The sequence below is a fragment of the Blastococcus sp. SYSU D00813 genome, from assembly GCF_054050735.1.
Window position 1 is genome coordinate 13,776 of sequence record NZ_JBJGZX010000040.1, and the last position, 13,712, is coordinate 27,487.

A 13,712-nucleotide genomic window follows, 5' to 3' on the forward strand; every position below is an offset into this window, starting at 1 on the left:
TCATCGAGGAGGACGTACGTGCCCCCAGCCACCAGGCGACGGTTCCTGGCCGTCGCGACCATCGGCGTCGCCGGAGCCCTGACGTTCTCCGGCGTGGCGCCGGCCGTCGCGCAGGCGCCGTCGACGCCGGACTTCGGCCCCAACGTCAAGATCTTCGCCCCGGACACCCCGGTGGAGGAGATCAACGCCTACCTGCAGGGCATCTCCGCGACAGCCGAGATGAGCAGCGACCGGCATGCCGTGTTCTTCCTGCCCGGCACGTACGGCAGCGCCGCGGGGGAGGACGACCCGGCGACCGCGCCGGGGATCGTGAACTCCGAGGTCGGCTACTACACCGCCATCCACGGACTCGGCGCCTCTCCCGGGGACGTCGTGATCAACGGCGCGCTGCACGTCGAACCGCAGCAGACGTCGCGCGGCAGCAGCGCGCTGACGAACTTCTGGCGCTCGCTGGGCAACATGACGATCAACCCGATCCAGCGGCCCGTGGGCGCGGACGCGGCGCGTCCGAACCCGGAGGGCATCGCCGAGCCGCACACCATGCGCTGGGCGGTGTCCCAGGCGGCGACGCTGCGGCGGGTGCACATCCAGGGCGACCTCGACCTGACCGGCCGGTACGGCGCCAACGCCTTCGGCACCTACATGGCCAACAGCCGCGTCGACGGCGCAGTGATCAGCGGGGACACGCAGGTCGAGCCGGCGCAGGCCCAGTGGTACACGCGGGACAGCCAGATCGGCGCCTGGGACGGGTGGGGCGTGAACTACGTCTTCTCCGGCGTGCGGGGAGCCCCCGCCACGGACTTCGGCACCGGCGGGATGACCACGCTGCCCGCCACGCCGGTGTCGCGGGAGGCGCCGTACCTGTTCGTCGACGGCGACGACTACGCCGTGTTCGTCCCGGAGGCGCGGAACAACACGTCCGGGACCCACTGGGAGCAGGGACGGCGCGACGGCGAGGTCCTGCCGATCGACCGGTTCTTCATCGCGAAGCCGTCGGACTCCGCTGCGACGATCAACGCGGCGCTCGCCTCGGGCAAGCACCTCATGCTGACGCCGGGCGTCTACGCGCTCGACGAGCCGATCCGCGTCACTCGCCCCGACACGGTCGTCATGGGGCTGGGCTACGCATCGCTCGCGCCGGCCGCCGGCACGACCGCGCTCGAGGTCGGCGACGTCCACGGCGTCGTGGTCTCCGGGCTGACCGTGGACGCCGGGCCGAGCACCGACGTCCTCGTCCGCATCGGGACCGGGAACCGGCAGGTCGGCCACGCCATGGACCCGACCACCCTGACCGACCTGTTCGTCCGCGTCGGCGGGCCGCGCTCGGGTCAGGCGACCACCAGCGTCGAGGTGAACAGCGACCACGTGCTGCTGGACCACACCTGGCTCTGGCGAGGCGACCACGGCCTCCCCGGGACCACCGGGTGGAACGTCAACCGCGCCGATCACGGCCTGGTGGTGAACGGGGACGACGTCACCGCGCTCGGGCTGTTCGTGGAGCACTACCAGCGCGAGCAGGTCATCTGGAACGGCGAGCGAGGCCAGACGGTCTTCTACCAGAGCGAGTTCCCCTACGACCCCCCCAACCAGGCTGCTTGGATGGACGGCACCTCGGAGGGCCATGCCGCCTACGTCGTCGCACCCGGGGTGCGCCGGCACCAGGCGACCGGCCTCGCGATGTACTCCCTGTTCCTCGCCGGCTTCGGGCCGCAGGGTCCCCTGTCCGGGCCGCAGGTCCATGTGGCGAGCGCCATCGAGGCACCGCGGACCGGCGGCGTCCGCTTCGCGTCGATGGCAACCGGTGTCATCAACGCCGGCGGCGGGATCCGACACGTCGTCAACGACGCGGGGGTCGCCGTCGACGCCGCCCAGCCCAACGGCCTGGTGTTCGGGATGACGGCGGTCACCCGGCTCCCGGCCTACCCGGTGCGTTGACGGAAGCGGGGCTCCCGGCGCCACCGCCGTCGGGAGCCCCGCCGGCTCCGGGCTGCCGGAGCGCGCGCCCTCGCCGGCTCGGCCAGGATGGGCTCCGGCCGCGGGCGCGGCCGCACGAGGAGGTGCACGTGACCACGTCCCGCGACTGGACGCTCGACGGATCGGCCGGGCAGCTGGCCGCCCGCACCTGGGAGGGGGACGGCGACCCGCGCCACGTCGTGCTCCTCTCGCACGGCTACGGCGAGCACATCGGCCGGTACGGGCACGTGGCCGACGCGCTCGTCGCGAACGGCGCGGTCGTGTACGCGGTCGACCACATGGGCCACGGCCGCAGCGAGGGCGAGCGGGTGGTGTTCGGCGACGTCGAGGCCGTCGTCGACGACCTCCACCTCGTCGACGAGCGGGCCCGCCAGGAGCACCCCGGCCTGCCCGTCGTCCTCATCGGGCACTCGATGGGCGGGCTCGTCGCCGCCCGCTACGCGCAGCGGTACGGCGACACCCTGGCCGCGCTGGTGCTCTCCGGGCCCGTCGTCGGGGAGTTCGCCACGGTCGAGGTGCTGCTGGGCATGCCGGAGATCCCCGACGTCCCGCTCGACAGCACGACGCTGTCCCGCGACCCGGCGGTGGGGGAGGCCTACGAGGCCGACCCGCTGGTCTGGCACGGGCCGTTCAAGCGGCCGATGCTCGAGGCCTGGCAGCGGGCGCTCGCGGCGATCGACGCCGGCCCCGACCTCGGCGACCTGCCGTTGCTGTGGGTGCACGGTGCCGACGACCGGCTCGTGCCGGTGGAGGGCAGCCGCTCCGGCATCGCCCACCTGGGCGGCGGCCGCCACGAGGAGTGGATCTACCCCGGCGCGCAGCACGAGGTCTTCAACGAGACCAACGCCGACGAGGTCCTGGCCGACGTGACCGCGTTCCTCGACCGGACGCTGGCCGGACGGGACCGCTCGGCCTAGGTCAGCCGCGCTGCCAGACGACCCGGAGCTCGTTGCGCTGGCCGAACCGCTCCAGGTGCGAGCCGACGACGGACTCGACCCGCTCGAGCTCCTCCGGACCGGCCGCGGTGGCGAGCAGCTCGAGCCGACCCTCGTGCGACCGCAGCAGGCAGTCGCCCACCGCCAGCACGACGCGGGTGCCGTCGGCCTCCTCGCGGACCGCGCTGCGCCGCCCGAGGTGGGCGGCCAGCTGCTTGGCGTAGCGCTCGGGGGTCGAGGTGGCGACGTCGGCCCGGGAGGTGGCGCTCACGCGGCACCCCCGTCGGCCGGGGCCTGCGGACCGTCGGCCAGCAGCAGGTACAGCGACCGGCGGGCGTCGGCCAGGATCCGCGCGGCCTCGGCGCGCTGGGCCTCGCTGCCGGTCCGGGCGACCTCCTTGACGGCGCCGTGCAGGCCGGCCACCAGGCCGCGCAGGTCGGGCCCGGCACCCGCCGCCTCGTCGCCGGCGAAGGGGTCCGCCGCGGTCCGGCGCACCTCCTCGACGTGCGCCCGGCCGGCCTCGGTGAGGGTGACCAGCTTGCGGCCGGCGTCGGCGGTGACGGTGACCAGGCCCTCGTCCTCGAGCTGGCTGATCGTCGGGTAGATCGCGCCCGGGCTGGGCGTCCAGCGGCCGCCGCTGCGCTCGCCGATCGCCTGCATCAGCTGGTAGCCGTGCATGGGCTGGTCGGCCAGCAGCAGCAGGACGGCGGTGCGCACGTCGCCGCGCGGGCGGCGTCCCCGTCCGCCGTGGTGCGGGCCGCCGCGGAAGGGGCCGCCCTCGCCGAACGGCGGGCGGCCGGCGCGGGGGTGGTGGAAGCGTGCGCCGGGGTGTCCGGCGTGTCCTCGCATGGGGTGCATGGTGCTCCTCCTGTTTCATCGAATGACTGTAACGATACATCGTTACTGTCATCCGTCAAGGGTTGCGACGAGCGTGTGCGCCGGGGCCGCGGGATCGGTCGGATCCTGCGGCGCCGGCGCACACGCTTAGGGTCGAGGAGGGCGGCCTCAGTCGGCGCGGCGCTCCGGCGGAGGTGGGCCGCTCTCGCCCTCGTCGGGCTCGCGCTCCTTGCGACGGAGCAGCAGGGCGGTCAGGCCGAGCAGGAGCACCAGCACGCCGAGGACGCCGATCTCGACGATCCGGTCGGTGAACTGCGCGCCGTTGCCGACCTCCTTCGCCGACTCGACCGACAGCACCACGATCTCCTTGATCGAGGCGATGATCCCGACCAGCAGGAAGGGCTCGGCCAGCAGTTCCCGCTTCTCCACCGTGGTGCGGACGGCGAACAGCAGCTCCACGACGATGAAGACCAGCAGGAGGACGTCGAGGAGGTCCAGCACCGGCTGCTCGGAGAAGTCCGAGGTCAGTCGCCACGTCGTCCGTCCCGCGAGGGCGAGGCAGACCAGGGCCGTGACCACGAGGAAGGCCGCGATCCCGGCGTAGACGACGTTCTCGGCGTACTCGAGCAGGCGGGTGCCGACCCGGCCGATGCCCGGCCGGCCCTCCTGCTGCCGCGTCGTCATCCGGTGATGGTGGGGCCTGGGCCCTCCGCCCGGGACGGGTCGACGGAGCGTACGACCCCTACGGGTGAGGGCTGCCCGCGTAGCGGTCGCGGACCAGGGCGAGGAACGGCTCGAGCGCCGGCGGGGGAGCGGCCGCCCACCAGGCCAGCCGCACGTCGACCGGCGGGGCGTCGCGGACCGGCCGGTACACCACGCCCGGCCGGCGGTGCTGGGCCGCCGTCGCCTCGGTCGTGATGCCGACCGCGTCGCCCGCGGCGATCGCGGTGAGCCACTCGTCCACGCCGCGGACCGTGCGGGTGGAGGGACCGGCCGAAGGCGCCCACAACGACTCCGTCGTCGTCCCGGTCAGGCCGTCGACGGCCACGGTGCGCTCGGCGAGCTCGGCCAGCCGCACGCTGCGCCGGCGGGCGAGCGGGTCGTCGGCGGCCAGCGCGGCCGAGCGCCGCTCCGTCCCGAGCGCCGCGGTGGCCAGCCGGGGCTCACGGACGGCGCGGCGGAGGACGGCGACGTCCGCCGTCCCCTCGGTGAGGCCGGCCGTGGGGGTGTTGGACTGCACGAACACGAGCGACGAGCCGGGGTGAGCGGCCGCCCAGGCGCGCTGCACCGGGGTGGTGTGCCGGCCCAGCGCGGCCCACGGGTAGCCGACGCGCAGCTCGGTGCGGGCCTCCCGCGCCGCCCGGCGCAGCGCCTCGACCTCGGCCAGGACCCGGCGGGCATGCGCGACCACGCGGGCGCCGGCCGGGGTCGGCACCGTGTGCCGCGTGGTGCGGTGCAGCACCCGGGCGCCCAGTGCCCGCTCCAGTGCGGCGACCGTGCGGGAGACCGAGGCCTGGGTGGTGTGCAGTGCAGCGGCCGCCGCGGTGAAGGTGCCGGTGTCGACGACCGCGAGCAGGACGCGCAGCTGCCGGACCTCCGGTTCCATACACCGACCGTATCGCCGGTGCCGGGATCGGCATTTCTCTCCACGGCGGTGGGTGCCCAGACTCGACCGGGTGTTCCGCGACGCGACCAGGGGGCGGCGGCTGCGCGGCCTCGCGACGATGGCCGGGAGCGCGCTGAGCAACCAGGTCGGCGCGGCGGTGGGCGCGCACGCCTTCGACGCCGTGGGCCCGCCGGGGGTGGTCGCGGTGCGGCAGTGGGTCGCCGCGGCGGTGCTCCTCCCCCTGGCGCGCCCGCCGGTGCGGCGCCTGACCTGGGCGCAGTGGTGGCCCGTGCTGCTGCTGGCCGTCGTCTTCGCGACCATGAACCTGTCGCTGTACACGGCGATCGACCGGGTGGGGCTGGGGCTCGCGGTGACCCTGGAGTTCCTCGGCCCGCTCGGGGTCGCGCTCGCCGGCTCCCGCACGCGGCGCGACCTGCTGATCGCGGTGGTGGCGGCGGCCGGCGTCTACGTGCTGGTGCTGCCCGGCCCGGCCAGCGACGTCGCCGGCCTGCTGATCGGCGCCGTGGCCGGGTGCTGCTGGGCGGCCTACATCCTGCTCAACCGGCTCGCCGGGGCGCGGCTGCCGGGACTCCAGGCGCCCGCGGTCGCCTCCGCGCTGTGCGCGGTCGGGTACCTGCCGGTGCTCGTCGTGCTGGCCGCGCAGGACCGGCTGAGCGGAGCCCCGCTGCTGGCGGCGGTGACGGCGGGGGTGCTGTCGTCGGCCGTGCCGTACGCCGCGGACCTGGCGGCGCTGCGGTACGTGCCCCCGCGGGCGTTCGGGGTCGCCATGAGCGTGCACCCGGTGCTGGCCGCGCTGGTGGGGATGGTGCTGCTCGGCCAGTTCCTCGCCGCGCACGTGTGGATCGGGATCGCCGTCGTCGTGCTGGCCAACGTGGCGGCGGTGACCGGGACGGTGTCCGCGGGGCGGGCCGCACGCGCGAGCGGCGCCACCCCCGGGGAGGTGGCGCCGCTCGAGGTCGGGCGGTGAGGACGGTCAGTCGCCCTCGCCCTCTCCCTCGCCACCCGGGCCGCCCTGACCGTGGCCGCCGCGCGGGCCGCCGAAGCCGCCGGGGCCGTCGGTGCTGGTGACCCGCTCGGTGATGCGCTCCTCCAGGTCGGCGAGGCGCTCGTCGGCCTCCTCCTGGGTGAGGTCGCCGTCGGTCACGGCCTGCTCGATCCGCTCGGTCGCCTCGGCGACCAGCGCGTCGACGAGCGTCTGGACGTCGACGCCCTGCGCCTCGGCCACGGTGGCGAGCGAGGCGTCGTCGGCCTCGAGCGCGGTCCGCAGCTCGTCCTCGGTCATGCCGAGGGCCTCGGCGGCCGTCGACAGCCCGAGCCGGCCGAACCCGGGGCCGCCGCCGTGGTGGCCGCCGAACCCGGCGTCGCTCAGGGTGGTGGCCACCTCGTCGGCCTGCTCCTGGGTGATGGAGCCGTCCTCGACCAGATCGGCGAGGGCGTCGCGGATGCGGTCCTCCGACGACGTCCCCGTTCCCGTGGTCGTCTCGTCGTCGGCCAGTGCGGGCAGGGCGACGCCGAGACCGGCCAGGGTCAGCGCCCCGGTGGCGCCGGCGATGATCAGCTTCTTGCGCACGATGTCCTCCTGTCGGCCGGTCCGTCCGGCCGTCTGACCCGAGGTTGAGGGGCGTTCCTGTGTCCTTCCTGGCACCGGCCCGTGGCGCGCCTGTGGATCGCCGAGCCGGGCGAGAGGACGCCGACCGGGATTCCGCGCAAGCCTGGCGAGAAGATTGTGGACAAGCGTCTGAGCTGGGGATTCGCCCTGCGCAGTCCGGTCGTAGCCGCTAGACTCCGTACATGTGTTCGAACAGCTCGCCAGATGCGGACCGGGTGGACCTGCACGTGTTGTCCGACGGGGAGTTGCTGGCCGAGGTCGCTGCGGCAGTGGCCGAGCAGAACCGGGCCGCCGCCCGGCTGGCCGCCGTGGTGCGGGCCGCCGACGCGCGGTCGGCGTGCGAGCACGACGGGCTGAAGACGATGGCCGCGTGGCTGCGCACCCACGCCGGGCTCAAGGGCAACGCCGCAGCCGGGTTGGTGCACCGCGGGCGGGCGCTGGCCCTGCTGCCGGCCACCGCGGCCGCCTTCGCGGCCGGAGCGATCGGGGCCGAGCACGTCACCGAGATCAGCAAGGTGGTCGCGCCCCGGCCGGCGGCGCTGGCCGCCGCGCAGGGCATCGATGCGGGGGAGGTGGAGGCGGCGCTCGCGACGATCGCCGTGTCCCAGACCTCCCAGAAGCTGGCAGGGGCGGTCGCCGACTACCTGGCCCGGCTGGACCCCGACGGGCCCGAACCGGAACCGGAGACGCAGCGCAGCCTGCAGATGGTCACCCACGCCGACCACACCGTCACCCTGATCGCCCAGCTGGACCCCGTCGGTGGGGAGAAGGTCAAAGCCGTGCTCGAGCCGATGGCCGCGGCCTCCCGCACCGCCGGCGACGTTCGCGGCCCCGCGCAGGTGCGCGGGGACGCGTTCGTGCAGTGGGCCGATCTCACCCTCGCCGCCGGGGCGGTGCCGATCCAGCGCACCCGCAAGCCCGGCATCGCCGCCGTGCTCGACCTCGACGACCTGGTCGACCCCGCGCCGGGGAAGACCGCGGCGGAGCTGGGGTTCGGCGCCACGATCTCCGCCGCCCGCGCCCGCTGGCTGGCGTGCGACTCCACCGTCGCCCGGATCGTGATGGGCCCCGACGGGGAGCCGATACACCGCGGCCGGGAGGTACGGATCGTGCCAGCGGCGCTGCGGCACCTGCTGGACCTGCGGGACAAGGGGTGCGTGTTCGCCGGCTGCGACGCCCCGCCCTGGTGGTGCGAGGCCCACCACCGCATCCACTGGGCCTTCGGCGGCCAGACCGAGCTCGAGAACCTCGGCCTGCTGTGCGAACGGCACCACGGCAAGGTCCACCACGGCTACACCGTCGAACGCGACGCCGACGGCGTCTGACACACCTACCGCCCCGACGGCACCGAGATCGTCCTGACCCGGGACCACCTGCTCGACGGCACCGACCTGGGGTCCGGCGACCCGGTCGACCTCCGCGATCCCGACCGGGTCGCCACCGCGACCTCGCCTCCGGGCGAGGCGACCCGCTCGTTCCAGCCTGACCGCACTCCGGTCCGGCCCAGCCGCCCGGGCATCGCGCGGGCGGCCACCGGCGGGTGCCTAGCTGCCGAGCCCCTGGGTCGCCGGGCCCGGCCCCGCGTTCACAGCTCCCGTCCAGGTGGCTCCCGGCTGGATCGCAAGCGCCGCGTGGACCGTTGAGCGCACAGGCGAGAGGAGCCGGCATGACGGACGGGACGACGCCAGGAGCGGTCGGGCTGCTGCCCCCGCGCGCGCCGCGGACCGGGGGAGTGCTGGTCGTCGTCGGCGGCCTGCCCGGCAGCGGCAAGACCACCCTGCTGCGCCGCTGGCTCGCCGACGCGGCGCGGGACCGCACCGGCCCGGACGTGGCCGACCCCGGCGTGGCCGGCCCGGACGTGCTCGGCCTCGACTCCGAGGACGTCGCCGCGCGGGTGCGGCGGGTCGGTGCACGGGTTCCCTACCGGCTGCTGCGGCCGGCGGTGCACCTGCTCCACCGGTGGCGGGTGCTCCGGGCGGTGGCCGGTCCGGCGCCGGTCGTCGTCCTCACCGACCCGTGGACCAGCCCGCGCTGGCGGACCGCCGTCCTCGGCGCCGCCCGCGACGCCGGCCGCTCGGTCCACGTGGTGCTGCTCGACGTGCCCGCCACGCAGGCGCGGGACGGGCAGACCGCCCGCGGCCGGTCGCTGTCGGACCGCGCGATGGCGCGGCACGCCACCCGCTGGCCGCAGCTGCTCGGCGCCGCCGGGGACGACGCCCTGCGCGTCGGCCGGGCCGAGGCCGACCGGCTCACGCTCGGCGAGGTCCTGGCCAGCCCCTGACCCCTCGAGTGGCACGCCGGGTCCCGTCGGCGCAGGGTCGGGGCACGCCGGTCAGCAACGCCGGGAGGCACGACGGCCGGGGCGGCGCCCGCGGTCAGAGGAGGCACCCCGCCCATGCGAGCGATGGTGTACCGGGGCCCGTACAAGCTCCGCGTCGAGGAGAAGGACGTCCCGGCGATCGAGCACCCCAACGACGCGATCGTGCGGGTCACCCTCGCCGCCATCTGCGGCTCCGACCTGCACCTCTACCACGGGCTCATGCCGGACACCCGGATCGGGCACACCTTCGGCCACGAGTTCATCGGCGTCGTCGACCAGGTCGGCCCCTCGGTGCGCAACCTGCAGGTCGGCGACCGCGTGATGGTGCCGTTCAACATCTTCTGCGGCACCTGCTGGTTCTGCGCCCGCGGCCTCTACTCCAACTGCCACAACGTCAACCCCAACGCCACGGCGGTCGGCGGCATCTACGGCTACTCGCACACCACCGGCGGCTACGACGGCGGACAGGCCGAGTACGTGCGGGTGCCCTTCGCCGACGTGGGGCCGGTGCGCATCCCCGACTGGATGAGCGACGAGGACGCCGTCCTGCTCACCGACGCCGTCCCCACCGGGTACTTCGGCGCCCAGCTCGGCGACATCGTCGAGGGCGACGTCGTCGTCGTCTTCGGGGCCGGCATCGTCGGCCTGGTCGCCGCCCGGTCGGCCTGGCTGATGGGCGCCGGGCGGGTCATCGTCGTCGACCACCTCGAGTACCGCCTCGAGGTCGCCCGCTCCTGGGCCTCGGCCGAGACGTTCAACTTCGCCGAGTACGACGACATCGTCGTGGAGATGAAGCGGACGACCGGCCACCTCGGCGCCGACGTCGTCATCGACGCGGTCGGCGCCGAGGCCGACGGCAACCTCCTGCAGCACCTCACCGGCGTGAAGTTCAAGCTGCAGGGCGGCTCGCCGATCGCGCTGAACTGGGCCATCGACTCGGTGCGCAAGGGCGGCACCGTCTCGGTGGTCGGCGCGTACGGCCCGATCCCGAACATGGTCAAGTTCGGCGACGCGCTCAACAAGGGGCTGACGCTGCGGATGAACCAGACCCCGGTCAAGCGGCAGTGGCCGCGGCTGTTCGAGCACGTCCGCAACGGCCACCTCACCCCGCACGAGCTGGTCACCCACCGGTTCCCGCTCGAGCACGTCGCCCAGGGGTACCACGTCTTCTCCGCCAAGCTCGACGGCTGCATCAAGCCGCTCGTCGTGCCCGGCGCGGCCTGAGCGAGGAGAGCGACCATGGCCTACACCCCGCAGAAGCCCCCGCTGCCCGAGACCACCGAGCAGCTCAAGGCCCGCATCCCGTACTGGGGCGTCGACCTCGACCCCGCCGACCGGCCGTCGGTGCCCAAGCTGCAGTGGCAGGAGGGCTTCTCCGGCGCCCACTGGGAGGTCCCCGACCAGCAGCCCGAGCGGCACGGCCCGCGCGAGCACTCCATCGAGCACGCCGCCGTCACCCCGGTCTTCGGGACGGCGCAGCCGCTGCACGGGGTGTCCGGGGCGATCCGCCGCCTGGCCTACTCCCGCTTCAGCGAGGCCCGGCTCGCGCACTGGCTGCTGCTGGTCGCCGGCGACCGGGTCGAGGCGACCGGCGCGCACCTGCGCTCCCTCGCCACGCTCCGGCCCGACAACCCGATCACCGAGACCGGCGTGCTGACCGAGGCCTCGGCGCACCCGGTCGCGTCCCGCCGGGGGCGGGTCGACGTCCGGCACCAGACGGTCGACCCGGTCCTCGTCGCCGGCCCGTGGGTGGCCGGCGCGGCGGTTGCCTGGCTCGGCACCCGCCGGCTGGTCCGCGCCGTCCGCGGCTGAGCCCCCGCCGAGGGGACGCCGGTCAGCCCAGCGGCGTCCCCTCGGCCGGCAGGTGCCGGAGCCCGAGCACCCGCTCCAGCACCCGGAACCGGTAGGCGGCGCTCAACAGGGCGAACCACACGAGCAGCGCCGGCACCACGGTCTCGAACACCGGCCGAGCCGCGTCGGTGAGGCCGAAGTAGGTCGTGAACCAGGGCACGAACAACCCCGCGGAGAAGACGACGACCAGCGCCGCCACCAGCACGGCCGGCCGGCGGTCGCCGTCGGGGCTCGTCCACGACGCGAAGAACCGGTGCGGCGGCCGCAGGAACAGGATGAGCAGGAACGCCGCGTAGGAGACGAACGTCGACAGCGCGGTCTGCGCGCCGATGGTCGCCGCCGCCTCGGTGAAGCCGATGTCGTCCGACGACAGGCCGGTGAACCGCTCGAACGCGTCGACGAGGACGTCGGGCACCTGGTCGTCGGTGAAGCCGTCGAGCAGCGTCGTGTAGTGGTAGGCGTAGACGGCCACGCCGGCGGCCGCGGTCACGACCATCGCCGGCACCACGAACCGCCAGAGGTTCGTCAGCAGGTGGGGGTCGGGCCGGGCCGGGCGCGCCCACGCGGTCAGGAACAGCGTCGGCAGCCCGACGGTCAGCAGCGTCAGCCCGACGTTGGCGGGGGAGTAGGGGAAGCCCAGTCCCAGCATGGTGACGGCGAGGATCACCAGCCCCTGGGTGCCGACGCGGGCCAGGAACACCTGCATCGACGTCCCGATGCCGGCGATGATCCGGCGGCCCTCGTGCTGGGCCGGCGCCAGGGCGGCGAGCGAGTCGTCGGTGAGCACGATGTCGGCGACGTCGCGGGTGACGGCGCTGCCGCTGCGCATCGCCACGCCGACCTGCGCGCGCTTGAGCGCCCGCGCGTCGTTCACGCCGTCGCCGATCATCGCCACGTACCGGCCCTGCCGCCGCAGGGAGGCGACCAGCCGCTCCTTCTGCTCCGGCGCGATCCGGCCGAACACCGACGCGCGGGCGACGACGGCGTCGAACTCGGCGTCCGGGAGCCCGTCGAGCTGCGCGCCGCTCACCGGGTCGACGCCGTCCAGCCCGGCCTGCCGGGCCAGCGCCGCGACGGTCGCCGGGTCGTCGCCGGACACGACCTTGAGCTCGGTGCCGTCCGCGGCGAAGCGCGCGATCGCCTCGGGCACCCCTGGGCGCAGCTCGTCGGCGAGCACCAGCAGCGCGAGCGGCTCCAGCTCGGGCAGCCGCGGCCGGCCTGAGTCGTCCCGCAGCGGCACGCCGGGATCGACCGCCCGGGCGGCCACCAGCACCCGCAGTCCCTGCGAGGTCCGGGCGGTCACCGCGTCGGTCGGTGGCGGGCCGGCCAGCTGCGGCGCCAGCCGGTCGGGCGCCCCCAGCACCAGCACGCCGGCCGCGGTGCGCACCGCGCTCCAGCGCAGCGACGAGGAGAACGGCACCTCCTCCAGCACGGGCTCGGCGTCGCCGGGCAGCGCCTCGGCCAGCGCCGCCGTCGTCAGGTTCGCGGCCCCGGCGCTGCGCGCCACCGACCCCACCAGCCGCCCGGCCTCCGCGGCCGGCAGCGGGCCGAGGGGGACCACCTCGGCCAGCGAGAGCCGGCCGGTCGTGAGCGTGCCCGTCTTGTCGGTGCAGACGACGTCGACGTTGCTCACCGACTCCACGGCGTTGACCTGCTGCACCAGCGCCCCCCGGCCGGCGCTGCGGGCTGCGCCGACGGTGTAGGCGACGGCCACCAGGAAGAACAACCCGTAGGGCACCAGCCCCGAGAGCACCGCGGTGGTCTGCACGGTCCGGACCAGCGAGAACCCCTCCAGCGCGGCCTGCGCCAGGATCGTCGCGCTCATCAGCCCGACCAGCACCATGACCAGCCGGACGACGAAGGCGATCCGGCGCTGCAGCGGCGTCGCGTCGGTGCTGACCTGGCGGACCTCGGCGGTCAGCCGGCCGGCGTACGCGGCGGCGCCGACGTCCCGGGCCAGCTGGTGCCCGTCGCCGCCGACGCAGACGCTGCCCGACAGCAGGTCGTCGCCCGGCCGCTTGAGCAGCGCCTCGGACTCCCCGGTCAGCAGCGACTCGTCCACCTCCAGCTGCCCGCCGTCGAGCACCGGGCCGTCGACGACGACCTGGTCGCCCGGCCGCAGGTGCAGCACGTCACCGCGGACCACCTCGTGCGGCAGCACCTCGGCGTCGCGGCCGTCGCGCACCACCGTCACCCGGCCGCGGCTGAGCAGCTGCAACCGGTCCAGCTTCCGCTTGGCCCGGATCTCCTGGACCGCGCTGATCGCCGCGTTCACCAGCCCGAGCCCGACGCTGGTGAACGCGTCGCTGTACCGGCCCAGCGCCAGCAGCGCGGCGCCGATGACGAACAGGATGACGTTGAAGAACGAGAAGACGTTGGTCCGCAGGATCCGCGCGTAGCTGCGCGACGAGCCGCGGACGGCGGTGTTGGCCTCCCCGCGCCGGCGCCGCGCCTCCGCCTCCGCCGCGCTCAGCCCGGCCGGGGCCGCGACGCCGACGGGCGTCCGCACGTCCATGCCGCCCCCTCCCACCCCGCTCCCGGGGCAGTCTTCCCCGCCGC

General features: G+C 75.1%; 13 protein-coding genes. 7 read left to right on the top strand and 6 right to left on the bottom strand.

The features are described 5' to 3' along the window. The first annotated feature begins 18 nt into the window (after positions 1–18). Together ACI8AX_RS20270 and ACI8AX_RS20275 are read left to right on the top strand one after the other, a co-directional pair. The gene (locus tag ACI8AX_RS20270) at positions 19–1,935 is read left to right on the top strand and encodes a hypothetical protein (RefSeq protein WP_456551663.1); all 1,917 of its coding nucleotides are present in this window, start codon (positions 19–21) and stop codon (positions 1,933–1,935) included. A 128-nt stretch (positions 1,936–2,063) separates the two neighbouring features. Then, positions 2,064–2,891 carry an alpha/beta hydrolase gene (locus tag ACI8AX_RS20275; protein ID WP_456551664.1) on the top strand — a complete coding sequence of 276 codons (828 nt, stop codon included), beginning with the start codon at positions 2,064–2,066 and terminating at the stop codon, positions 2,889–2,891. Position 2,892: 1 nt separating this feature from the next. On the opposite strand, the gene ACI8AX_RS20280 is transcribed toward ACI8AX_RS20275, so the two are convergent. The 4 genes from ACI8AX_RS20280 to ACI8AX_RS20295 all read right to left on the bottom strand — a co-directional run bounded on the left by ACI8AX_RS20280 (position 2,893) and on the right by ACI8AX_RS20295 (position 5,352). Beyond that, positions 2,893–3,180: a DUF2218 domain-containing protein gene (locus ACI8AX_RS20280; protein ID WP_456551665.1), complete on the bottom strand. Its 288-nt coding sequence runs from the start codon at positions 3,178–3,180 to the stop codon at positions 2,893–2,895. Then, the gene (locus ACI8AX_RS20285) at positions 3,177–3,758 is read right to left on the bottom strand and encodes a PadR family transcriptional regulator (RefSeq protein WP_456551666.1); all 582 of its coding nucleotides are present in this window, start codon (positions 3,756–3,758) and stop codon (positions 3,177–3,179) included. Before ACI8AX_RS20285 ends, ACI8AX_RS20280 begins: the two co-directional genes overlap by 4 nt. A gap of 156 nt (positions 3,759–3,914) precedes the next feature. Next, positions 3,915–4,430 (bottom strand): phosphate-starvation-inducible PsiE family protein, encoded by a 516-nt coding sequence (locus tag ACI8AX_RS20290; protein WP_456551667.1) that lies wholly within the window; start codon positions 4,428–4,430, stop codon positions 3,915–3,917. Positions 4,431–4,488: 58 nt separating this feature from the next. After that, positions 4,489–5,352 carry a LysR substrate-binding domain-containing protein gene (locus ACI8AX_RS20295; RefSeq protein ID WP_456551668.1) on the bottom strand — a complete coding sequence of 288 codons (864 nt, stop codon included), beginning with the start codon at positions 5,350–5,352 and terminating at the stop codon, positions 4,489–4,491. A 70-nt stretch (positions 5,353–5,422) separates the two neighbouring features. Between ACI8AX_RS20295 and ACI8AX_RS20300 the strand changes: the two genes are divergently transcribed. Beyond that, entirely contained in the window at positions 5,423–6,340 is a 918-nt protein-coding gene (locus ACI8AX_RS20300) for an EamA family transporter (protein WP_456551669.1), read from the top strand. A gap of 6 nt (positions 6,341–6,346) precedes the next feature. Here ACI8AX_RS20300 and ACI8AX_RS20305 read toward each other — a convergent pair whose 3' ends face one another. Next, entirely contained in the window at positions 6,347–6,943 is a 597-nt protein-coding gene (locus ACI8AX_RS20305) for a hypothetical protein (protein ID WP_456551670.1), read from the bottom strand. 221 nt (positions 6,944–7,164) lie between these two features. Here ACI8AX_RS20305 and ACI8AX_RS20310 point away from each other — a divergent pair, with 221 nt between their 5' ends. The 4 genes from ACI8AX_RS20310 to ACI8AX_RS20325 all read left to right on the top strand — a co-directional run bounded on the left by ACI8AX_RS20310 (position 7,165) and on the right by ACI8AX_RS20325 (position 11,114). Beyond that, positions 7,165–8,307, top strand: a complete 1,143-nt coding sequence (locus tag ACI8AX_RS20310; protein ID WP_456551671.1) for a DUF222 domain-containing protein — start codon at positions 7,165–7,167, stop codon at positions 8,305–8,307. A gap of 341 nt (positions 8,308–8,648) precedes the next feature. Continuing rightward, positions 8,649–9,263 (top strand): AAA family ATPase, encoded by a 615-nt coding sequence (locus ACI8AX_RS20315; protein WP_456551672.1) that lies wholly within the window; start codon positions 8,649–8,651, stop codon positions 9,261–9,263. Positions 9,264–9,377: 114 nt separating this feature from the next. Beyond that, the gene (locus ACI8AX_RS20320) at positions 9,378–10,526 is read left to right on the top strand and encodes a zinc-dependent alcohol dehydrogenase (protein WP_456551673.1); all 1,149 of its coding nucleotides are present in this window, start codon (positions 9,378–9,380) and stop codon (positions 10,524–10,526) included. 15 nt (positions 10,527–10,541) lie between these two features. Then, entirely contained in the window at positions 10,542–11,114 is a 573-nt protein-coding gene (locus ACI8AX_RS20325) for a hypothetical protein (protein WP_456551674.1), read from the top strand. Between the two features lie 22 nt (positions 11,115–11,136). On the opposite strand, the gene ACI8AX_RS20330 is transcribed toward ACI8AX_RS20325, so the two are convergent. Beyond that, positions 11,137–13,668, bottom strand: coding sequence for an HAD-IC family P-type ATPase (locus ACI8AX_RS20330; RefSeq protein WP_456551675.1), 2,532 nt, complete (start codon positions 13,666–13,668; stop codon positions 11,137–11,139). Between the last annotated feature and the right edge of the window lie 44 nt (positions 13,669–13,712).